At 37.8% G+C, this 23,020-nt stretch carries 21 protein-coding genes and 3 tRNA genes; 11 read left to right on the top strand and 13 right to left on the bottom strand.

Annotated elements, in window-relative coordinates:
* Positions 1 to 12 precede the first annotated feature (12 nt).
* From BUC12_RS17695 to BUC12_RS17710, 4 genes are all read left to right on the top strand, one after another.
* The gene (locus BUC12_RS17695; RefSeq protein ID WP_062178757.1) at positions 13 to 897 is read left to right on the top strand and encodes a beta-1,6-N-acetylglucosaminyltransferase; all 885 of its coding nucleotides are present in this window, start codon (positions 13 to 15) and stop codon (positions 895 to 897) included.
* Between the two features lie 124 nt (positions 898 to 1,021).
* On the top strand, positions 1,022 to 1,969 hold the full coding sequence (gene cysK, locus BUC12_RS17700; protein WP_062178754.1) for a cysteine synthase A: 948 nt from the start codon (positions 1,022 to 1,024) through the stop codon (positions 1,967 to 1,969).
* A 333-nt stretch (positions 1,970 to 2,302) separates the two neighbouring features.
* Positions 2,303 to 4,366, top strand: coding sequence for a TonB-dependent receptor plug domain-containing protein (locus tag BUC12_RS17705; RefSeq protein WP_062178751.1), 2,064 nt, complete (start codon positions 2,303 to 2,305; stop codon positions 4,364 to 4,366).
* Between the two features lie 5 nt (positions 4,367 to 4,371).
* Positions 4,372 to 5,709 (top strand): HmuY family protein, encoded by a 1,338-nt coding sequence (locus BUC12_RS17710; RefSeq protein ID WP_062178748.1) that lies wholly within the window; start codon positions 4,372 to 4,374, stop codon positions 5,707 to 5,709.
* 141 nt (positions 5,710 to 5,850) lie between these two features.
* Here BUC12_RS17710 and BUC12_RS17715 read toward each other — a convergent pair whose 3' ends face one another.
* From BUC12_RS17715 to BUC12_RS17725, 3 genes are read right to left on the bottom strand one after another with little or no spacing between them, the layout of a single operon-like run.
* Positions 5,851 to 6,456 (bottom strand): type 1 glutamine amidotransferase family protein, encoded by a 606-nt coding sequence (locus BUC12_RS17715; RefSeq protein ID WP_062178745.1) that lies wholly within the window; start codon positions 6,454 to 6,456, stop codon positions 5,851 to 5,853.
* 23 nt (positions 6,457 to 6,479) lie between these two features.
* Positions 6,480 to 6,965 (bottom strand): DUF4251 domain-containing protein, encoded by a 486-nt coding sequence (locus BUC12_RS17720; RefSeq protein ID WP_062178743.1) that lies wholly within the window; start codon positions 6,963 to 6,965, stop codon positions 6,480 to 6,482.
* 57 nt (positions 6,966 to 7,022) lie between these two features.
* A complete protein-coding gene (locus tag BUC12_RS17725) occupies positions 7,023 to 8,222 on the bottom strand; it encodes an MFS transporter (protein WP_062178740.1) in 1,200 nt (399 codons plus the stop codon).
* A gap of 141 nt (positions 8,223 to 8,363) precedes the next feature.
* Between BUC12_RS17725 and BUC12_RS17730 the strand changes: the two genes are divergently transcribed.
* Together BUC12_RS17730 and BUC12_RS17735 are read left to right on the top strand one after the other, a co-directional pair.
* Positions 8,364 to 8,436, top strand: a tRNA-Lys gene (locus BUC12_RS17730).
* Between the two features lie 105 nt (positions 8,437 to 8,541).
* On the top strand, positions 8,542 to 9,057 hold the full coding sequence (locus BUC12_RS17735) for a GNAT family N-acetyltransferase (RefSeq protein WP_062178737.1): 516 nt from the start codon (positions 8,542 to 8,544) through the stop codon (positions 9,055 to 9,057).
* Between the two features lie 41 nt (positions 9,058 to 9,098).
* Here BUC12_RS17735 and BUC12_RS17740 read toward each other — a convergent pair whose 3' ends face one another.
* Positions 9,099 to 10,088 carry a DUF6268 family outer membrane beta-barrel protein gene (locus BUC12_RS17740; RefSeq protein ID WP_062178734.1) on the bottom strand — a complete coding sequence of 330 codons (990 nt, stop codon included), beginning with the start codon at positions 10,086 to 10,088 and terminating at the stop codon, positions 9,099 to 9,101.
* A 163-nt stretch (positions 10,089 to 10,251) separates the two neighbouring features.
* Between BUC12_RS17740 and BUC12_RS17745 the strand changes: the two genes are divergently transcribed.
* The gene (locus tag BUC12_RS17745) at positions 10,252 to 11,118 is read left to right on the top strand and encodes a helix-turn-helix domain-containing protein (protein ID WP_062178732.1); all 867 of its coding nucleotides are present in this window, start codon (positions 10,252 to 10,254) and stop codon (positions 11,116 to 11,118) included.
* Positions 11,119 to 11,298: 180 nt separating this feature from the next.
* Here BUC12_RS17745 and BUC12_RS17750 read toward each other — a convergent pair whose 3' ends face one another.
* From BUC12_RS17750 to BUC12_RS17765, 4 genes are all read right to left on the bottom strand, one after another.
* Complete coding sequence (locus BUC12_RS17750; RefSeq protein ID WP_062178730.1) at positions 11,299 to 11,592, bottom strand: hypothetical protein; 294 nt, start codon at positions 11,590 to 11,592, stop codon at positions 11,299 to 11,301.
* A 716-nt stretch (positions 11,593 to 12,308) separates the two neighbouring features.
* Entirely contained in the window at positions 12,309 to 12,596 is a 288-nt protein-coding gene (locus tag BUC12_RS17755; protein WP_062178728.1) for a hypothetical protein, read from the bottom strand.
* A gap of 114 nt (positions 12,597 to 12,710) precedes the next feature.
* Entirely contained in the window at positions 12,711 to 13,595 is an 885-nt protein-coding gene (locus tag BUC12_RS17760; RefSeq protein ID WP_062178726.1) for an AraC family transcriptional regulator, read from the bottom strand.
* Between the two features lie 65 nt (positions 13,596 to 13,660).
* Positions 13,661 to 14,599 (bottom strand): YihY/virulence factor BrkB family protein, encoded by a 939-nt coding sequence (locus BUC12_RS17765; RefSeq protein WP_062178828.1) that lies wholly within the window; start codon positions 14,597 to 14,599, stop codon positions 13,661 to 13,663.
* A gap of 133 nt (positions 14,600 to 14,732) precedes the next feature.
* Here BUC12_RS17765 and BUC12_RS17770 point away from each other — a divergent pair, with 133 nt between their 5' ends.
* Complete coding sequence (locus BUC12_RS17770) at positions 14,733 to 15,347, top strand: hypothetical protein (protein WP_062178724.1); 615 nt, start codon at positions 14,733 to 14,735, stop codon at positions 15,345 to 15,347.
* Between the two features lie 74 nt (positions 15,348 to 15,421).
* On the opposite strand, the gene BUC12_RS17775 is transcribed toward BUC12_RS17770, so the two are convergent.
* From BUC12_RS17775 to BUC12_RS17790, 4 genes are all read right to left on the bottom strand, one after another.
* Positions 15,422 to 17,278 (bottom strand): hypothetical protein, encoded by a 1,857-nt coding sequence (locus BUC12_RS17775; protein ID WP_139262114.1) that lies wholly within the window; start codon positions 17,276 to 17,278, stop codon positions 15,422 to 15,424.
* 463 nt (positions 17,279 to 17,741) lie between these two features.
* Positions 17,742 to 18,257 carry a 5' nucleotidase, NT5C type gene (locus tag BUC12_RS17780; protein ID WP_062178719.1) on the bottom strand — a complete coding sequence of 172 codons (516 nt, stop codon included), beginning with the start codon at positions 18,255 to 18,257 and terminating at the stop codon, positions 17,742 to 17,744.
* A 126-nt stretch (positions 18,258 to 18,383) separates the two neighbouring features.
* Positions 18,384 to 18,457: transfer RNA gene (locus BUC12_RS17785), tRNA-Asn, on the bottom strand.
* Positions 18,458 to 18,483: 26 nt separating this feature from the next.
* A tRNA-Asn gene (locus tag BUC12_RS17790) sits at positions 18,484 to 18,557 on the bottom strand.
* An 85-nt stretch (positions 18,558 to 18,642) separates the two neighbouring features.
* On the opposite strand from BUC12_RS17790, the gene BUC12_RS17795 reads away from it, so the two are divergent.
* The 3 genes from BUC12_RS17795 (at position 18,643) to BUC12_RS17805 (ending at position 22,365) form a co-directional block, all read left to right on the top strand.
* Positions 18,643 to 19,611: an adenosine kinase gene (locus tag BUC12_RS17795; protein ID WP_062178717.1), complete on the top strand. Its 969-nt coding sequence runs from the start codon at positions 18,643 to 18,645 to the stop codon at positions 19,609 to 19,611.
* A 427-nt stretch (positions 19,612 to 20,038) separates the two neighbouring features.
* Positions 20,039 to 21,580, top strand: coding sequence for a glycosyltransferase family 39 protein (locus BUC12_RS17800; RefSeq protein ID WP_062178714.1), 1,542 nt, complete (start codon positions 20,039 to 20,041; stop codon positions 21,578 to 21,580).
* Between the two features lie 71 nt (positions 21,581 to 21,651).
* Positions 21,652 to 22,365 carry a hypothetical protein gene (locus BUC12_RS17805; RefSeq protein WP_062178712.1) on the top strand — a complete coding sequence of 238 codons (714 nt, stop codon included), beginning with the start codon at positions 21,652 to 21,654 and terminating at the stop codon, positions 22,363 to 22,365.
* Between the two features lie 10 nt (positions 22,366 to 22,375).
* Here BUC12_RS17805 and BUC12_RS17810 read toward each other — a convergent pair whose 3' ends face one another.
* Positions 22,376 to 22,897, bottom strand: a complete 522-nt coding sequence (locus BUC12_RS17810; protein WP_062178709.1) for an N-acetyltransferase — start codon at positions 22,895 to 22,897, stop codon at positions 22,376 to 22,378.
* Between the last annotated feature and the right edge of the window lie 123 nt (positions 22,898 to 23,020).

A 23,020-nucleotide genomic window follows, 5' to 3' on the forward strand; every position in this document is an offset into this window, starting at 1 on the left:
AAGGACTTTAAAATGCAGTCAGTTCTGATAACAGCATATAAAAACATACAACACCTCGAAGAAATCATCGATTTCTTCGACGACAACTTCAATATATACATACACATAGACAAGAAAAGCGTTATCCCTTCCGGAGCAATAGACGAATTATACAAAAAAGGAAATGTCAAATATATTTCCCGTAAATACAAAATAAACTGGGGAGGCTTGAACCATCTTCTGGCAATCCTCGATATCACCAGACAAGCGTTTGACAACAATGAAAACCAGTATTTCCACCTGATTACCGGGCACGATTACCCAATCAAGCCGAAAGAGGAGTTCGATATATTTTACCAAAAGAACAAAGGCCTCAACTTCATGGAATACCATCAGCTGCCATACGAACCGTGGCCTGAACAGGGGATGGACCGACTTTCGCGATACAATATGTATGATTTGATCGACGGAAGATCCGGGAAAAATGAAATCTTATTGAAACGTTTTTCCAAACTTCAAAAGTTATTGGGAATCAAAAGAAGCTTCCGTAAAGATTTCCCGCAACAGCATGGAGGCTCAACCTATTGGTCTTTAAGTAGAGAATCTATAGGGTATACATTCTCTTATCTGAAAGAAAACCCTTGGTTTCTCAAAAGATTCAAATATACATTTTGTGCAGAAGAAATATTTTTCCAGACAATTTTAATGAATTCCCCTCTAAAAGACAAAATCATAAATAACAATATGCGTTTCATTGTTTGGGAAAACAGGAACGGTAATTTCCCTGCAAACCTCGACCTGACTGATTATAACAATATACAAAATACGGAAGCCTTATTTGCCAGAAAGTTCGAATATCCTACATCCGGACAATTGCTCTCGCTGATAAAGAAAGACCTTCAACAAAAAACACAATAACTGTGTTAATATATAAAAGTAAGAAGACAACTTTTTTATTCGGGAACAAAAATACCGCAAACAAGGTATTTCAAAGCCAAACTCAGAAACGTACATTTGTATCAATAAACAAACAGAAAAAATTATGGGAACAATCGCAAAACAGTTGACAGACCTCATAGGTAATACACCGTTACTTGAACTGTCAAACTACGAAAAGAAACACAAACTGGAAGCTAAAGTTATTGGCAAACTAGAATATTTCAACCCAGCATCGAGTGTCAAAGACCGTATTGCACTAGCAATGATCTCCGATGCCGAAGAAAAAGGAATTTTAAAACCGGACAGTGTTATTATCGAGCCTACAAGCGGAAATACCGGTATCGGGCTTGCTTTTGTATCAGCTGCCAAAGGGTACAAGCTTGTGCTCACTATGCCTGAAACGATGAGTATCGAGCGCCGCAACCTCCTAAAAGCATTAGGAGCAAATATCGTATTGACACCCGGCCCTGATGGAATGAAGGGAGCAATAGCCAAAGCAAACGAATTGAAAGAGACAACTCCTAATGCTATTATCCTTCAACAATTCGAAAATCCTGCGAATCCTGCAATCCACAGAAAAACTACTGCGGAAGAAATTTGGAGAGACACCGACGGAAAAGTAGATATCTTTGTATCAGGAGTAGGAACAGGCGGTACCGTTAGCGGAGTTGGCGAAGTACTGAAACAACGTAATCCCAATGTAAAGATCATAGCTGTTGAACCCACAGATTCACCTGTTCTATCAGGAGGAAAACCCGGGCCACACAAAATACAAGGTATCGGCGCAGGATTTATCCCTAAGACATACGATGCCAGTGTTATTGACGAAATTATTCAAGTAAAAAACGACGATGCCATACTTACCAGCCGTGTTTTAGCCCGCGAAGAAGGTCTATTAGTGGGTATTTCATCAGGTGCCGCTGTATTTGCTGCGACCGAACTGGCTAAACGCCCCGAAAACAAAGGCAAAAACATTGTAGTAATATTACCTGATACAGGCGAACGTTATCTATCGACAGTGCTTTACGCTTTCGAAGAATATCCTTTATAAGAAATGGAGTAGAATTGTACTATAAAAAGCCGCACTTAGCAGCTTTATACTGAAAAACAGAAGATTGTTCATTTACAGTCTTCTGTTTTTCTCTTTTAGGGAAGCCCCATATAACGATATATCATTCAAGACCAATACAGACAGATAAAATCTCACTACATATAGTGATTGCAACGATTGGGTAATCATTTTACATTTGTCTACGTAAAATTTGCTAACCAACGGTAATCGGGTTATATCATATTTACCGTTGACAAATAGGGTTAGTACAGTAAACCGGACTTTAATCCAAGTTGACCTACACCTTAAACATTTATATAAAGAAATAAATATATGTCAAAACATGTATATGTTGCGATTGCCTTATGGGCAGTCGCCCTGCTATCTTTTGCTCAAAAAAACGAGACCGCAGACATCACTGCAAAAGATTACCACCTGAAAGAAGTCGTGGTCACAGGCCAGTTTATCCCCCAATCGATACAAAACTCAATCTATAAAGTAAAGGTTATCTCCAATCAGGAAATTCAGCAAAAATCAGCGACCGATATACAAAGCCTGTTAAACACGGAGCTCGGCATACGGCTATCCAACGATATGAATCTCGGCGAAACAGATTTCGAGATCATGGGTATGGGAGGCAATAATGTAAAAGTGTTATTAGATGGTATTCCTATGATAGACCGTTTATACAAGAAACAAAGTCTCAACCAAATAGATATCAATACAATCGAACGGATAGAAATAGTAGAGGGTCCCATGTCGGTTATATATGGTACTGACGCATTAGCAGGTGTTATCAATATCATCACAAAAAAAGGAATCCCTGAAAACGGCAAGAACCTATCAGTAGGAGCCAGAATACAGGAAGAAAGCATTGGTGACGAATACAACCTTTTCGACAAAAAAGGAATCCATAACCAAAGTGTAAATGCCCGATACTCGTTTGATAACGGATTATACATTAGCGGTAACTTTGCCCGTAACCGTTTTGGAGGATGGCAAGGAGATTCCATCGGGCGAAAAAAACAATGGCAACCCAAAGACCAATACCTCACCGGAGGACAGGTGGGTTTTCGTAAATCCAATTACGACCTATCTTACCGTTTAGACTATATGAATGAGAATCTATTGAACGAAGCCGATATCAGCACCCTGACAAATACTACTTCGAACAAAGAATACATCGTAAACAGATATACCCACCAGCTCCAGGCTAACTGGAAAGCCAGTAACTCATTAGATTTTGCTTTTGCCGGATCATATCAGGATTACAAGCGGCGGATAAGAACAACTAATATCGACCTGACTACAGGTAAGGAAACCCTTTCAACAAATCCCGAAGACCAAGACAAAACGACCCTCGACTCATGGTTCGGGCGTGTTATGGCTGTCTGGAAAATACGAAATAACCTTAGCTTTCAACCGGGTATAGAAGTACAATCCGACAACGGATTCGGAAATCGTATGGATGGAGAACACCGGATAACCAATACCGCTCTTTTCTTATCAGCAGAATATACTCCTCTTGACTGGTTAAGCCTCCGTCCGGGATTTCGATCCTCCTTCAACTCTGTGTATGACGCACCTTGGGCAACCCCGGCTATGAATGTCAAGGCAAGGATAACTGAATATATGGATCTGAGGGCATCGTATGCAAGAGGATTCAGGGCTCCTACCCTACAAGAACTGTATTACTCATTCCATGACAGTAATCACGATTTGTACGGAAACCCGGATCTCAAGTCGGAATATTCGAACAGTTACCAGCTTTCTTTGACTTGGCGTGCCATCCACAATGAACAAATAAGATTTACCACACAGTTGACAGGCTTCTACAACGATTTCAGAGACCGTATATCCCTGATCGAATCGAAAACCCAGATCGGATACAGCAAATACTATAACATTGACCGGTACAAAACACTGGGCTTCACTATCGAAAATAACTTATATTGGAAATATCTTCGGGCATCCCTCAACTTTTCTTACTTAGGCAGATACAACAAACTCTATGAAAACGAGAGTTACCAAGACGAAGATATGTCGCAGTTCAGATACTCACCCGAACTAAGTGCCAGCATCAGCTATACATGGAACAAGGTAGCCACATTTGCAGCATACTACAAATTCACCGGAGAACGAAAGGAATATGGTATCGCCGAAGATAATACACTTGGCCTGCTAGGTACAAACAGTTATAACTGGGCAGATTTTACAATATCACGCCCAATAGGCAAATTACTAACCATTGCCGGAGGTATAAAAAACATCTTTAATATAACCACCATCCGCAATACTGCCGGATCGGAAGAAATACATAACCAAGATACGGGAGTAAGCCAGATAGGCTGCGGCCGGTCTTATTTTATCGGATTATCATTTAATTTTCAAAAATAACTAATATGAAAAAATATCTTTATCTGAGTTTAATGTTCGCAGGATTATTCGTTACATCTTGTAGCGACGACGATCCTCCGCTTCCTGATAATACTATTAACTTTTCAGCAACTGAACTGGGTATTTCAGAAACCGAATCAAATAAATCATTTACCCTTAATATCGACAGGGCAGAAAGCTCCGATATAGCCGTTTCTATCGGGATTAATACCAATGGAATCGATTATGGCGATGATATAACAACTACCCCCGCAGCAACAGATAATACTATCAATGTTACCATTCCTGCAGGATCAACTTCAGCTACTATTATGGTAACCAAAGTAGCTGAACTTTTCGATGGAGATGAATCCATCAGTTTCGATATTAAATCAGTAAGCGGAGGCCTTGTCCTTGGAGATAAGAAATCACTTAAACTGACATTCAGTGCCATTGTATCCGAAGGAGCTTCGTTAACCCTCAACGGTGGAGAAGGTGGAGCAAGTGCAGTAAACTCGGTGTATGTCGATTTCAGCAGTAACGAACAAACATCTGTTGCACGCAATTCATGGAACCTCGGCTTTTATAATGGAAGTGAATTCGGCGTGATCTTAAACAACGTTTTACCTGCAACTGCTACAGCTACAGACCTGACAGTAGATGCAGTAATCTCTGAAGCGGATGAAACAGCTTATAAAACTGAACTAAGCTTAAATTATACCGATAAATTCGCCTATATTGACGATTTATCCGGAGAAATATCAGGAACAATTATCAAAGAAGGTAAAGTATATCTGGTGAATTTCGCAGAGCAAACCCCTCAGCTTTATAAAGTAAAAGTAAGCCAGAAAGATGCCAATACTTATACACTGCAATATGCAGCAAGTAACAGCTCAACCGTAAATAGTCTGGATATCCCGAAAGATGCAAAATATAATTTCACCTATGCTTCATTCGTAGATAATAAGATCGTACAGGTTGAACCCGAAAAAGAAAAATGGGATATACAATGGACACGTGCCGTTTATCATGCACAAGGAATTCCGTATGTATTCGCCGATATGGTCTTTATCAATAACCGCGCAGGCATAACAGCCGCTTCTGTAGAGATAACAAGCACCCTGAATTATACAAATGTATCAGTAACAGATGCTGCCAATGCTGCATTTTCGTCGGATGTAGATGTTATAGGTAGTAACTGGAGAGCCACTACCGGAAATAACGCCGGAGTTACCCAAACACATTTCTATCTGGTGAAAGATGCAGCCGGAAATATCTATAAACTACGCTTTTTAAAACTAGGAGTAGGTAGTGATGGCGGAACCCGCGGTTACCCACAGATTGAATATGCTTTGGTTAAGTAACCCAATACACTTCGAGTAAATTGGAGAGTCTAATACTTGATAAATATTTTTTGTACACTTTTATTTAATGGAGAATTGAGAATGAAACCCCTAAAGGGGAACTCCCCAAACCCTCTCTAATGGAGAGGGTTTGGGGAGAAATCATTTTCCACTAAATAAAAAACCATTTTTATAAAATGAATAACTTTCTTCAATTATTTCTGGCTCATCTGTATCCAGTGCATATAATATTTCGCGGCAAAATTCCAATTGAGCAGTTCCATTGGCAGTAACGATATTACCGTCGCGAACGGCTGGTTTTTCGATATAATGCGCATCACCGGTATATTTTTCGCCTGCTATATTTTTCAAATATTCGAGCGCATTACTTGTATGCTTTACATGATTGAGGAATCCATGTTTACCGAGAAAAACCGAAGCATTGCAGATTCCGGCAACCAATTTATTTTCCCGAATCATTTTTTCTACCAAAGGGACTAAGGATTCCGCTTCGGGCGAGAACCAGTTGTTATCTCCACCTACCAGCACCAATCCGGCACAATCTTCGGGAAAAGTATGTATGTCGTAATCCGGTAAAAGCCTGAATCCTCCTATAGAAATTATAGGTTCTTTAGTGAGAGATAGGGTTTTTGCGATATATTTAACCGGTCTTCCCGGTATTACTCCTGTATTTAAGCAAACAGCAGTATGTGCCGCTTCCCAATCGGCAAAACGGTTTAACAATACAAAAATGATTTCTTTTTTCATATTTATTTCATTTATATTCTTTTTCAATAAGTTCCATAAAAAGAAATAGACTGTCTATTGGTTGATATAACGGACAATGTACCATATCCACTATTACCCAAAGAAAGAATAAGTTTTAAGCCCGATTGCTGGATCTTCGATAAATCTTTCGGGACTATAGTTATTTCGGAAGTATTTTTCTTCTGTTCCACCTTATAGTCAAAATCTGTGCTCACGAAACTTATTCCCAGATTCCGGGCATCGGTTGGGGCAACATATGCACGTCCAAAGTATGGTAAACTGGCTTGAACCGAATCCGGAGATATTTTCAGATAGTAATTATCCGTCAAAGTAATAGACCTTCCGGACATAGGTGTAGCATTTCTCGCTGTAAATGTAAAATTGCGGCTCTCGATTTTTTCAATATTTGCATCCACTTTAGCCTGCTGCTCAGGCGTCAAAGCTTTTGTTTTACATGCAGCAAGTACTACCAAACAAAAAACAGATAAAATAAATGTCAGCTTTTTCATATCCCTTTTCTTTTTCAAACATTCTTATTGAAGTATTTGTTTTGTTCCACTTCTGTTTTAGTGTTGTTTTACTTTTCCGGCAAAAAGCCAGTGAGCAATAAGGGCAATCAAGACAAAACTGGTTCCAACGCCAACAGAACCATACCATCCAAACGAATTCCATGCCTTCCCGCTAATGAATGTTCCTAACGAGCCTCCTATAAAATAGCTCACCATATACACTGTATTCAGCCTGTTAGTAGCTTCGGGATTAGTCGAAAATACAATTGTCTGGTTTGTTATGTGCATCGATTGTAAACCCACATCAAGCAAAATAATTCCTACAATAAGGCCTGCATACGAAAATCCCCACATACCGAATATAATCCACGAAACGATCATCATTATAATAGCAGCCACTATCAGTATATTTTTATTCATACGGTCGGTCATCCGTCCAACGGCAGAAGCAGCAACAGCACCGCCGACTCCAACCAAACCCAGCATTCCGGCAATATCACTACCTGCAAAAAACGGCGGACGTTCCAGATGAAAAGTCAGAGTTGTCCAAAAGGCCATGAAAGAGCCGAATCCCAATGCTCCCCGAACCGATGCAAGCCGTAAACTCGGTACTGTCTTTATATAATGCAAAAGAGACTGCATAAGCTTCAGGTAAGTACCATGAAATGTCGGTTTTATATCAGGCAGAACTATCACTATAGCTATACCGAATATAGTAACAATTCCAATTGCAATATAGTATACTTCGCGCCAACCCCAATATTCACCGATCAGTCCGCTAAATACTCTGGAAACAAGGATACCTACAAGAAGCCCACTCATAACCAAACCTACATTTTTACCCTTTTCATCCGGTCTCGATAGTTGTGCGGCAATAGGAACAAACATCTGAGGGACAACCGAACTGAATCCGATCACAAAACTGGAAACAAAAGTTATATAAATATTGGTACTCACAGCGAAAGCCAAAAGAGACAGAATGATAACGATAAAATCAGCTATGATGATCTTCTTCCGCCGGAACATATCTCCTAATGGAATAAGCAGCAGTAAACCCATAGCATAACCTATCTGGGTAAGCATTGCTATATTATTGGCTGTAGCTTCAGAGACATTGAATTCTCTGGCTATTTTACCCAAAAGAGGTTGATTATAATAATTATTTGCGACAATCAGCCCGGCACCGATAGTCATTAGCCACAAAGTAGTTTTCGTCAAATAAATCCGGGAATTTCTATCTTCTTCTAATTCTCTCATTACCAAATAAACAAATACCTAAAAGACAATTTACGACACAGTTCTTCTCTTACAAAAATACACATTTTGCACATTTATCCTTTTATCTTTTAAATATTTATTATACATTTGCACTCGCTTTTCAAGAAAAGCAATACCGGAGATTCCGTAGCTCAGTCGGTAGAGCACATCACTTTTAATGATGGGGTCCTGGGTTCGAGCCCCAGCGGGATCACAGAAAAGAAAAGGTCATCAAATCGATGGCCTTTTTTGTTTATATCAATATATTTGCATTCGGTCAATTTATTTTACTTTTAAAACAAAACCTTTCTCTCATAAAATGGAATGTAAAATACGTCATTGGAAAATAGAAGATGCGGAAGATCTTGCAGAAGCACTGAATAACCAAAAGATTCTCGATAATCTAAGAGATGGGATACCATTCCCTTATACAGTAGAAGATGCTAAAGAATACATCACTACAATACTCAATGCGGATAAAGAAGCTATATACGCTTTTGCAATCACCGCCGACGACAAAGCAATAGGAAGCATAGGAGTATTCCGTCAGGTCAATATCCATTCGAAAACTGCCGAAATAGGATATTACATTGGAGAGCCATATTGGGGAAAAGGATTTGGGGCAACCGCCTTAAAACAAACCTGTGATTATATTTTTCAGAATACAGATATTATCAGAATCTTTGCCGAACCATTTGCTTATAATATCAGTTCGTGCCGGATACTAGAAAAATGCGGATTCGAATACGAAGGAACTCTCAGAAAGAATGCCATTAAAAATGGCATTATCCTCGATATGAAAATGTATTCGATCATAAAAGAAAAAGCCGTTTAATAAACAGCTTTTTCTTTTTCTATAAAATCCACGGATCATTCTTATTTAAAAAGGTTATACGAAAAACCAAGATTGAAGAAAGGAGTCATTGAGCGGCTAAATTCAACCAATGGATCACCATCTACACCTTTACGGTCTGTTTTATAAAATCCACTATTAATTACCCCCGAAGCACCACCACGGGCAATCAGGTAAAAATGCTTATTTATAATAAATTCATAAACCAGTTGGGGTTTTATTGCTGTACTGCTGTACAAACAAGTTTTAGGTAACCCTTCTATTTCAGGGCGCATATAGAAACGCTCTCCATCCATCGATGTTCCTAATGAAACACGGTGGCTGTCGCCAAGCTGATAACGCAAATAAACACTGCTTGGCAATGTTACATCAACGCTGAGTTTAGGATTAAACTGATGCCAGTAAGTAACAATCGGGAGCACCGGTATCTGATCATAAAGAGTCATACCATATACGCCAATACTAAAACTAGTGGTCGGAGTATTCTTTAGTAACATTACAGCTGAGAAAGTTCCTTCTACCTCTTCAAAACCTTTATCCCATCCGTCGCCCGAGATATTAGCATTCAGTATAAGATGTTTACTCCCTATTTTTGTCCGAAAAGCACCACTAAGAGTTCCTTTGTAATAATTATAAGCATCTTCATTTTTGGCAAATACGGAGGATACACTACTGGTTGTATTGTCAAGAGCTTCAAATTTATAGAAGTTAGCCTGACCGTTTACATAAAGCGAAAAATTCTTCAATAATACTACCGGCACTGTTGCTGCAAATTTTATAGTGTGGATATCCCTCATTTTTCCGTTTTCGATTTCCTTTTCGTTCTGTTTTAGCTTGTAATCATAAGACGGATTCGTTTCCCAATACAAGTTAAATGTACGCGATTTCGAAAAATTCCGGGCAACATAACTTCTCAATTCCCTGGCAAGAGAATCTTGTTTTGAAGTTTGAGCTGTTACTGTCATAACCTGACTTGCACATACAATGACCAGAGCAAATACTAATTTATTCATTTGTAGAGTTATTCATTTAAAAGTGATGATTATTTTAATCCGGAGACAAAGGTATTTGGTGTAATATGGATGCAAAAGGTCAAAAAAGATGCAATATTGGACTAAAGGTCGAATAATCATCAATATTCGAACCTAATAACCTACTTTTACAAAAACTGATATAATGAAAAAAGGCATACAATTATTCGATTGGCAGAAATACCTTAAAAGTGGGAATATAACTTCGATAGGTGACGATATTATCCTGTTGGAAAGGCCTATCATGGAGTCTATGTTCGACTATCCGTTCAAAGTAGATATGATAACTGCTTTCATTGGCCTATCGGGAAGAATCGAAGGCTCAATAAATCTGAAACACTACGTATCGGTTGCCCCATGTCTGACAATTATTTTACCGGGACAAATATTACAGCACGGATATATGAGTGACGATTTTACAGGCCTTTTTATAAGTATGTCTAAAAAGTTTATAAACAGCCTGAATTTAGGATCAAGTACTGTTTTATTTATGTCGATCAGCGAAAACCCTGTAGTCTCTCTGTCTGAGAAGGATCTGCAATCTACGGTTACTTTCTATAACATGCTGAAAGATACAATAGAAAGGACGGATAACCCCTACCGTATGGAAACTGTGAAATTCCTGACAATGGCTTTCTTCTTTGGAACCAGCTATCAGTTCCATAAAAAGAACAACGATGATAGGTCCAAATCGAAGCATGAAATTATGTTTGACAAGTTTCTGGGTCTTGTCAGACAACACTATAAACATGAACGGAGTATCGGTTTTTATGGAGATATACTTTGTCTTACCCCCAAATATTTATCGACCCTGATAAAAGCCAATACAGGAACAACAGCCAACGACTGGATAGGCCGTTATGTTATACTCGAAGCCGAAGCCCTGCTAAAGTCTACCAATATGACCATACAGCAAATAAGTGACGATCTGAACTTCCCTTCCCAATCTTTTTTTGGGAAATACTTTAAACGGCATACGGGTATGTCTCCCAGAGAATACAGAAATAAGTAATCGGAGCAATATATGGATTAATGATACCAAACTAAAATTTATTCCGGAAATGAGAATCAAAAAAGCCCAACCACATTATATAAGCAAATACAGCAGAGGCTACAATACATGTATCCTCTGCTTACATTAAAAAAGAATAAGCAGATATTATAAAAGCGCCTCCAGCTTATGTATTACCCATTAAACGGGAACAGACTCGCTTTTCAAAAACAACCGGGCATCGGTACACACACCGTTCTGAATAGAACAAGCCAGTGTAGCTCTCTCGGTACGCACCTCTAATACAAGCCCATAAGACTGTTTATTGAATGCAGGAGAAAAAACGTAAAAAATTGGGGAGTATTTATGTTTTGCGATAATTTGATCCACCGTTTTGCCCACATATAGATACATAATATTCATTTCGGGGGACAGCCGAAACGGAAGATAACGAATAAAAAACCGCACGAAGCGGAAGATCGAAGACTTCATCATAATTTGTAAGTTTGTGGGTTTGCTCTCCTCCTCGATGCAAACCGTTATACAATAAAAAGCGGGAGGACATCGCCTATTCGCAGAACAGGGAGTCCAAGCCCTCACGCACAAACAGGAAACACCTCCCACCCTATACTTTTTTAATATATAAGGCGGGACGGGCATTCTGCTGTTCTTGATGCGCGATTAAATTTTGGACTTTTGTTCTGCACCGAATCAGCTAAACGCTTATACCGTAAACCATTAATAACACTTTGCTTTAAACAGCAAGACAAATATACAGTTATTCTTCTATTTTCGTGTATACTATATGTTTCCGGTAGTGCTGTTTGAACCAAAAATGCGCATCAAGATAATCATAAAAAATAAAAAAACAACTATAATTTATAAGACATACAATAAGGGCATTGACCTATAGAAGACTATATGACTCTCAATCTCAATGCAGATAATAGCGACAGACTCTCTAAGATATAGCAGGTTAACTGAAATCAAATACAGCAACCTTTTATTAAATTGCATAGAATCCTCCCAGAAAAAATTGTTGATTATATGAAAAGTATAAAAGAAGGAAAAAAAATTTCAGCCCGGTCATAAATAGAGAATTGCCCTCACATAGAAAAATATGACACAGCGAAGAACTAAAAGCAAAACTGGAATAAAAAACTCCCGGATTAATTATCCGGGAGTTTTTGTTTATACAGGTAAGAATAAAATCAAGCCACTGAGTAAATCTTAATCTCAGGATTTTTATCAAAGAGAGGAGCCAACTCTTTCACTACATCGTTGTTGAACAGCTCTGTTGTCAGATAATTCTGTGCATCTTCCACACTTTTAAAGCCATGTAAGACCTGAACATCTTCGTCTCTTATAAGCAGTTCTTTTTGAGTAGCGCCTTGTATCTCGTCCAAAAACGGTTGTTTATATTTACTGTAAACCGCAGCTGCTGCAGGACGATTGGAATCCGAAACATACATTGTAATTTCTAAAAATGCCTTTGTCATCTTATTTTTTTTTATGATTAAAAAAATATGGTAGATACTACCTTTTCTGATGGCACAAAGGTCAGTTTAAGTACAAATACGGGCAATGGATAAAATGGAATATAAATGGTAGAATCAGGAAACAGCCGATCTGAACTCGCCCGGAGACATCCCGACATGCCTCTTGAAGAACTTCACAAAATAAGAAGGGTCTTCGAATCCCAAGTCAAAACCAACTTCATTTACAGTTAATCCCGAATGGGTAAGCAAACGTTTTGCTTCGAGTATCAAGCGGTCATTTATTATCTCCAAAGGAGTTTGAAACGAAACCGATTTTGTATAGTTTGTCAATGTTTTGGCTGATACATTCATCAGTCCGGCATATCCGTTCACTGAGTGTATAGTACGATAACCTGTTTCGAGCAACTGCCTGAACCTGACAAACGAAATATGATAAGGATTATTAACCGAGAGTTTTTTATTCGTGCGTCTCTCTCCTATACGCTGGATAGATATCAGGAACAGATTTAAAAGATGTTTCAGGTAATCTTTATGAGCAAACTCGTCTTCCAGATTCAGTTCCGTCCGTATCTGGCTAAAAATCTGCTTTAAGCTTTCCAATTGTTCTTCTTTCAGGACAAAGCAGGGGTCACTCTCAAACGAATTGAAGATAGTATACTTCAAAAACACACTGACCTCGTTCTCATCGGCAAGGAATGACTCACTGAAATGAAGAATATACCCATCGCAAATACTATTATCAAAGTAATGAATCTGCCCCTTCGATACAAAGAAAACAGTGTCCTGATGGAAATCATATTCTTTAAAATCGACAAAATGCTTTCCATAGCCTTCTGTAAACCATATAATCTGGTAAAAGCTATGCATATGCGGTTTAGCAGCACATCCGTCACTATCCATCAGATATTCATCCAAAGAATACAGTTCAAGCTGGAGTTTTTCAGGATGGTTTTCTTCCAAATGATATTGCTCTATATTATTTCTTTTCTCGGATAACATTTCAGCTACTTAGTTATAGCCACAAATATATAATGTTCCTGTAATTGAAAAAAGACTAAGCCCGGTCATTTTGTAGAGGTATCCTCCTCGTGTATCTCGATAACCCTTGTGGCTACGGCATATTCGTCGGGAATAATCTTCCCTCCCATTTCATTAGCCCATGCTTCTGTAAACTCCGCACCGATATAGATTATAATGGCTGAATAATAGATCCACGTGATCAGTACAGCCATAAATGCAGCGGCTCCGTATACAGTTCCAACATTGGCGATACCTATGTAAAAAGATATGCCCCACTGCCCTACTAAGAACAGTACTGTAGTTACAACAGCTCCAACAAATATATCTTTGCTCTTTATTTTGGCATCAGGCAGTATCTTGAAGATCAATGTAAAAATGATTGCTGTAATCGCGATGTTTATCAGTACTCCCACTGTATTGACCGCTATCTCTGCTATCTCAGGATAATTAGACATAAACCTGTCGCTCAGACTAACAATTATATTTGAAATGCTAAACGTAATCAACAGAATAAAGGCAAACACAAGTATGATAGAAAAAGAAAGCATCCTGTTTTGAATATACTTGAGCCATCCCTTTTTAGGAACTGCTTTTATTCCCCAAATAGTATTCAATGAACCTTGTATTTCGGCAAAAATAGCAGTTGCTCCAAATATCGAAACTCCCAAACTGATGATGGTTGCAAGTGTAGACGAATCTGTTTTTTCCGCATTTCCGATAACGTCTCTCAACTGTTGTACGACCTCTGTTCCCACAATGGGCTCTAATTGAGTATATAACTGGCTGGCTAAATCCATATGGAGAAACACACCGATAGTAATAAGAAGCGAAAGAAATGGTATCATCGAAAACAAAGTAGCATAAGCCAACGAAGCGCTTAGCCTCGTAATATTGTCGTCGCTAAATCCCTGAATAGTATTCTTTATAATCTTTACCAGTACAGAAAAAGTAAGTTTCTTTCCGGTTTGCTGTTCACTTTTCATAGATGTGTTTTTTATAGAAACAGTGCTGTATTTTCTTTTGTTCAACTTAAAAAAAACGATACATTTTTTCATAAAAAGACACGATACATATTGTTTTTCATTAGCTTTACAAAAACTCTCTAAAATCTCATTTATGAGAAAAATCTTATTTATTTTATTTATATTACTCCCTTTTCTATCAATACAATGTCAAACAGAGACAGATAGTATATTCGTTTTTATCGGTGAAAAGATAAAAGTGGAACAATTCACTCCTCAAGTAGAACCCGATGCCATACTCATGGATGCTGCATTCGAAGCCGAATATAAAGTTTTGAAAGGCATATATGGCTATTATCCACATGACACGATCCATTTCGAAGCATATGACCATTATGGTTTTCCTCCTTTCGGAAAATACAAGAATGTACTTCTATTCCTCTTTCAGGCTCAGGGCGAATTTTTCCATATGAAATATCAATTCTTCCCGCTTTACAAGACTAAAGACGGAAGATGGGCCAGTTGCTATTCGACCGATTACAACAGAGAAGATATACAAAGGACGGATCTAAAACCCGAAATCATAGATTTTGCCGAAGAGGTATCGTTCGATATAGAAGGCCTTTCGGACGAAGCGGTAGCCGAATATTATCCATCACCCTATTTCATGATAGAAGGAAACAAGGCAATTGCTGTATGGGGTAATTATGTCGAGGACTTATTCGAGCTGAAAAAGCAAGGGGTACTGAATGCAAGGGGCTACTTTTGAAGATTCATCCTTAATCAAAAATAACATAAAAAGAGGATTATTTTTTAATCCTCTTTTTTCTATAAATACAAAGCTTATCTCGGAGTATTGTATCCGTCATTTTGAGCAAGATCAATAGCCCAAGCCATTATATTGGCAAAGAAATGCGAGTTATAAACCGTATAGCTGGAGGCATATCCGTATGCTTTTGTCAAAGGTTCGAAATTAGCATTATAATTCAAAGGACAAATGGTATTATAATTTCCTGCACCTAATTGCCGCGACCAGAATCCACCGTCACCACACCAGAATAAGTTCAGATTCCTGAATTTGCATGATGTGATTTCATCCGCACTTCCCTCAAGAGCATTGGATCCAGGGTTGCGGTAAATCCCATTCGAATATACATCCACAAAACCTATGGGAACTCCGGTTACACATACAGTATTAGAAGCATCTTCGCCCCAGTTTTTCTCACGCACATCGCCAAACGGACCATTTAATATAGTAGATTCCACTATATAATTAAAAGTAAAAATAGAACCGGCGCTTCTGGCAGCTGTTGTAGCTGCAGCTACAGAGGTTATATTAAGCGTACGGTTAAATAGTCGCTTTACTGCATCCGGAGCTTCTATAAAAGCTAACACAACTCCCTTATTTTCCAGATACCTGATCAGAATATCTATCGAGTTATCATCCGGAGTCCAGTTATAGGCACAAACAATAATATCAGGCCTTTCGGTATCAATATAATTCTGCAATTGAGTGGAAGTTGGAGAAGCAACTGTCGCAACAGGGCTACCATTTATAAAATCGAAACCCTCAGCTTTTATTTTACTATAAGATTCTGTCCCAAAATTATAAAGAGAATTCATCATTTTACGTCCACCGTACCCATACGTACCGGGATATAAACTGGTGGGAGGTAAAGCCAGGTTATAACCAAAATTATCATCTCCCCCGCGTCCGATACCCAATATTTTCATTTTACGATAAGCAATGTCCACAAAAGCGACACATGTCGCAACAGATGTGGCACTATTGGAGGTGATAATTAATCTTTTCCTGTCAAAGGAAGTAGGATCTCCCGAGCCTTTTAAAACAACAGTCTGGGTACCCCCTGCAAGAGTCCCCGTTCCGTAGAAACTAATTCCATCCACTTCATTAGTTGAAATTATATAAGTTGCACCATTTGCCGAAGCATCTACAGTCAATGTCAGAGTTATAGTATTAGTATTATCCAGTAATTTATTAACAACATACACTCCATTTACGACAACATCATCGCAATTCATTATATAATTAGGCTTAACAGACGAATCTTCGATCTTAATCCGAACACTACATTCCGAATCTATACCATCCAGGTAAAATTTCACGAGATCTCCTTCCCCTCCGGCAATTGTATGGTTCCGTGGAGTTCCTGCACCTTGCAGAATAAGATTAAAAAAACCTGTTGTTAGAAACTCACCCGATGCCATAAAATAATATCCGTTATCAGGCTCGGTCACTGCAGTTACAATGTAAGATCCCGGCTTGGTAACCTCTACCTGTACCCTGATATAATGGCTTCCATCCAGAGATTCGTTACTGAGATATTGCCCATGCACCTGAATGGATTGGCAATCCATCGTAAATTGAGCCTTTCCCAGCTTTCCGCAAACGCTTTGCCATTCGCTTTCCAATCGCGAATAATAATTATAACAGTCTTCATCAATGTTATAGATGAGAATACCATTATCATCATCTACATCCACGATCACCATCTGATCTCTCTGTTCTGTTCTTAAACGGGGAATAAGTATTCCTCTGGGAATAGTGTCTGTCCCATTTACAATGTTCTTTACATCAAATTCGGTTAATCGGTGGGGACTCTGAGTATTGATCCCGACCTGAGCTTGTGATATCATTGAGATAACAAGCCATAATAATGCTAGATAAAATTTTTTCATAGTATTCACTTTAATTTTCCATATCTCACTCTCTGGATCTGGCAATCAAAACAACACCGGCTATACCAACCAACGGTTACCCCTAAAACAATAATATTTATTACCAATCATAACCTGTGCAGGATTTATAAAACAAACAATACATCTATCCGATATTACCCGTTTTAAAACAGCATTGATGGTAAGAATATATACAATCCGGTAAGTATTAAAATAATAGATTCAGTTAAAATCAAATCAATTGGAAATTGATCGCAGAAGACATATTACTCCGGTGTTTTTCTTCTCCTATTACATAGATTAAGTGTCTATGTAATAATAACCTAAAAACTATATAACACATATATAGCCGAAAAGTATTAGTAATAACCCCTCTTTTTTTGTTAAAAAAACCAAGACAGAATTATTTTTTTAACAAAGCTAAACACTTCAAATAAAAAAGGTATCTTATTTAAAAGCTCTTTTACAAAATATCAATTATTTGCTTCCAGCCGTCTATTCTTTGCCATTCGGGCTCATTATGGAAAACATTGTGTGGTTGTGTAAAAATAATTTTCTTTCCATCAAAAAAGTTCAGGTTCTTTGGATGGTCGTCTATCATAATGTCTCCTTTTATCGAGTCTTTCTGTCCACAAAGAATGATCTGACGCCAAGATATAAAGGGATAAAACTCTCCCAGCCAGTCTACTTTTTCTTTTAAGCTGGTCGGGAACTCCGTTGCCGAAGAAACGATCAAGACTTTGTATTTATCATTCAGATATTTCAAGCCTTCTATACTGTCAGGTATTTGTGGAACCGTTCTGAAAAAACCTTCGGACCGGACAATCGATTCAAAATGAGGAAATGCTTCCGACTCCAATATCCCATGCATAGATTTTATATCTAAATATTCGCCTGTTAATTCAAATTCTTTATTTATAAATTGCTGGTAAACGTCGGCCAAAACACCATCCATATCCACTAAAACCTGTTGTTGCATTCTATTCAAATTTTATAATATCCCTATTACTAATAGATCTCCTATTAGCAAATCTATCAATATTTAAATATTAAATCAAATACCAATACAAAAAAAGGAGCCATAAATATGACTCCTTTCTTTTTGCGCTCCCTCCTGGGCTTGAACCAGGGACCCCCTGATTAACAGTCAGATGCTCTAACCAACTGAGCTAAGGAAGCAATCCAAAAATCTTTTTACATTAAAGCTCTTCAGGCTGGGCTCGAACCAGCGACCCTCTGATTAACAGTCAGATGCTCTAACCAACTGAGCTACTGAAGAGTGTTAATACTTTATTTCAAAAGCATGGCAAAAGTAGGTCTTATTTCCGAAATATACAATATCTTTGCACTAAAATTTTAAATAAATGAAAGTATTAGGAATGGGAAATGCCTTGGTTGATGTCTTGGCATTAATAGATAATGACACCTTACTATCTCAGTTAGAGCTACCTAAAGGCAGCATGCAGCTTATCGACGAACAAAAGAAAGAAGCATTACATAAGGCTATGGAAAACATGGATACTTTCTTAGCATCAGGCGGATCGGCATCCAACACTATAACCGGCATAGCAAAATTAGGTATAGGTACCGGATTTATCGGTCGTGTAGGTAAAGACTTTTACGGAAATTACTATAAAGAAGACCTCGAAGGATATAATGTAAAATCGCAACTGATTGTTTGTAACGAATCTTCGGGTGTAGCTACAACCTTCGTTTCGAAAGACGGGCAACGTACGTTCGGCACTTACTTAGGTGCAGCCGCCGGATTATCAGCTGAAGACCTTAATTCTGAAGACTTTGCCGGATATGATTATTTTTATATCGAAGGCTATCTGGTACAAAACCTCAGCCTTATCCGTAAAGCAATACTGTTAGCTAAAGAAAACGGACTGAAAGTCGTTCTCGATATGGCAAGCTACAATGTAGTGGAAGCCAGCAGAGACTTTCTGCTCGAAATCATTCCCGAATATGTAGATATCATATTTGCAAACGAAGAAGAAGCTAAAGCCCTTTGTAACACCGAACCCGAAGAAGCCCTAGAGCAAATAGCCGGAATGGTAGATATAGCAATAGTGAAAATCGGCGAAAAAGGTTCTTTTATTAAACGGGGTGATGAAAAGGTATTCGTGCCTGCCTTAAAAGTAAACTGCATAGATACAACAGGAGCCGGAGACTTGTATGCCGCCGGATTCTTATACGGGCTCATTAACAATATGTCTCTTGAAGAAGCCGGAGAAGTAGGAACCCTACTTGCAGGAAATGTTATTCAGGGAATGGGACCTAAAATGGATTCGGAAAAATGGGATGAATTAATTGCGATTGTAAAGAAGTAACAGATACTGAAGATATATACAAAGTAAAAAGGTGACATAAACGTCACCTTTTTCTTTTATCGTAATATTACAATCTTAAACTGCAAGTTAATAATCAGGCATTTATATAAAACAGAAAAGGTTGTCATCACGACAACCAATCTTCATTGTTAACCTTAAATCTAATACCATGAAAAACACAGTACAAATATAGATGTTTTATGTTATACAACATAATTTTTATACTTGTTTTTTCAAAAATTAACTCTATTTATCAAAATTCGAATTAAAAAAGCATTTATCCGGCTCGGATATACGTTTTTTAATAATATAAAGCTCTATAAAAGGGATCAAAAAGAAGTCCTCCGCAGGTGTGATTATACTAACCGAATTGATACTTATAAAAGGACAGTCAATCTTTTACCTATAAAGTTGAAAACGAAAATTTATGGAAAGCAAGAAAACATATGGTTATAAAAGCTACTTAATCCTATCAGGCTTCATTATCCTGAAATTCATAATTCAGTATCATATGATAGCACAGGGTTATGAGCTGCACAGAGACGAGTTTTTACATCTCGATCAGGCGCACCATCTCGCATGGGGATTTGTTTCGATCCCTCCTTTCACCTCATGGACATCTTTACTCATATACCATCTTGGGAATAGTATTTTCTGGATAAAATTCTTTCCGGCACTTTATGGAGCGCTAACCATATTAATCGCATGGAAGACAATAGAGACACTAAAAGGAAGCCTATTTGCATGTATATTAGGTGCAACGTCGTGTTTGCTATCTGCCTACCTGCGAATAAATACCTTATATCAGCCCAATTCGTTCGAAATCCTCAGTTGGGCATTCTTATTTTATTGTATTGTACGATACATATCATCCGAAAAAGATAAATGGCTTTATTGGTTTGCTATAGGTTTGGCATTTGCCTTCTTGAACAAGTATAATGTTATGTTTCTCACAATCGGCATCTTTATCGCCGTTTTACTAACCAAACACCGTAACATTTTCAAAAATAAGACAATATACATTGCTGCATGTATCTCTTTAGTTATAGTTAGTCCCAATCTTATCTGGCAAATTAGTAACGGACTACCCGTAATCACGCACATGAAAGAACTAAGCAGTTCGCAATTGGTAAACGTAGACCGCATATCATTTCTCAAAGAACAATTTCTATTTTTCCTTCCGTCATTTTTTGTAGTCATTTCAGGAATAGCCGGACTCTTTTTACATAAACCTTTTCGGCAATACAGGCTGATTGTATATACCTATATTCTTACAATATGCCTGTTTCTCTTTTTCAAGGGAAAGCCATATTACGCTTTGGGGCTTTATCCGGTATTAATTGCTTTCGGAGCCGTTTACATAGATAATCTGACAGGACAGAAATGGAGAAAACTGGTGTACCCGGTATTAATATCCTTCATTGTAGGAATAAGTATTCTTTATATACCTCTTATTTGCCCTATATTTTCACCCGAAAAAATAGAGAATGACCCGGAAATAACGGGACTCTACCAAAAAAGCGGGCAACTTAGATGGGAAGATGGGAAAGAGCATCATATACCACAAGACTATGCAGATATGCTTGGCTGGAAAGACCTCACCAAAAAAACTTTACAGGCATGGGCTACGTTTGATCCACAACAACAAATGAAGACTCTTATATTATGTGATAATTACGGACACGCAGGAGCAATAAATTATTACAGTAACAGAGCCATAGAAGCGACATCAATAAATGCCGATTACGCAGACTGGTTTCCGGGAAAAGAAAAAACGATTGAAAATATTATACAGGTAGGAGGAAAGATATCCGATAAATCTTACCACTATTTCGATACAATTTATGAATCCGGCAGTGTCGAAAACCGCCTTTCGAGAGAATACGGAACTCCAATATTTATATTAAAAAGGGCAAAGTTGCCGATTAATGGAGAATCGTTAAAACAAATACTATTAAATAAGGACTAAATATATTTATAGAGAAACAGTATCCAATTGTTTTGTACATTTGTATATAGCACACTATAAATAATTAATTTATGAGACAGTTTTTATTAATAATATTTGCCTTTACTTCATTTCTAAATATTTCGGCTCAAGACAGGGTAAATAAACCTTTACCTACCATATCAGACCAGACCTTAGTCGTGCTAAACAAAGCTTTAGGCTGTTATTATTTCGAAAGCACAGGACAATGGCAGGAGCATGCGAACAATATCACAGGAGTAGATAACTTTACGAAACTCGAATTCAGGGAGCTGACCTATCTCGGAAAGACCTATCTGGTCTTATTGAAATACTATATACAAGGAGATCATAGATACCCTACCCTTAAACTTGATTATAGAGAAGCTGAGTATATACGGTTTTATGCGATGGAAAAAGAGGATTACTTATCGGCTATAGATGAGTGTGGCACCGATTGTGTTATAAGAATAAAACCGATATACAGCACTTCTATGCTAAATGCCTTCGGCCCATTCGCTACTTTCGGTCGATTTAGTGTAGACTTCTTTGATGCTAAGAAGGAACAAAAAGACAATATGTATATACAATTCAAAAAATATCCGGAGAAGAATATAGCCCGTTTTATTATTTATACAGACTGGAAGAACTCAAGGAACGAATACATCCCCATGCTCAATAAAATGAGTGATCCCAATAATGTCAAGCTAGGTACAGAAGAACTTTATACTTCTTTTTATTATGAGACTACCCTCGATTCGTTCGATAAGTTCTTTTATTTAAAGTGATAGAAATATATTATATCTCTCCATGTAAGTCAATCTCGAAAAGGCAACAGTTTGGTTCGTCTTGATAATGACTAGGCAATGTTGCTGTGTCTGTCAATCTGGACATCCCTAAAAAATTAAATCCTGCCGAAGTATAATGCTTTATCAATTTAGTGTTATTGCCTAATGTATCTAAACGAATAAATGGTTTTCTTATGTTTTTTCCATATTGTTTTGACCATTCTACAATTTTGTCAATGTACCTCTTTCCTCGAAAATCAGGATTGTTACATATCCGGTGAATATAAATCGAATCATCTTGATCTTTGTCGCCCCAAATTTCTTTGTCTCCAAATGTAATAGCCCAATTGCAGACAATTACATTATCAATAGTCATTTTCCATTGCCGTCCTTCAGTTATTTCATTTTCAATAAACGATTTCTGAAAAAATGGCCAGACTACCATTTGCCTTTGAATCTGGAGGTTTCTTGCTGCTTCATACAGTGATAAAATTTTATTAGTATCAGTCAATACGCAATTTTCGATTTTCATATTTTAAAATGTTTTTTAACGTGTTGCAAAGATCAGATTTGTCCATAACTTGTAAAACCCGATTCTTGCTGAAAGCAGGAACATGAAAGATTTGTAAAATAACATAGCTAGGGAATATAACTG

The sequence above is a fragment of the Indolivaga macrotermitis genome (genome assembly GCF_900128985.1).
Taxonomy (GTDB): Bacteria; Bacteroidota; Bacteroidia; order Bacteroidales; family Dysgonomonadaceae; genus Dysgonomonas_A; species Dysgonomonas_A macrotermitis.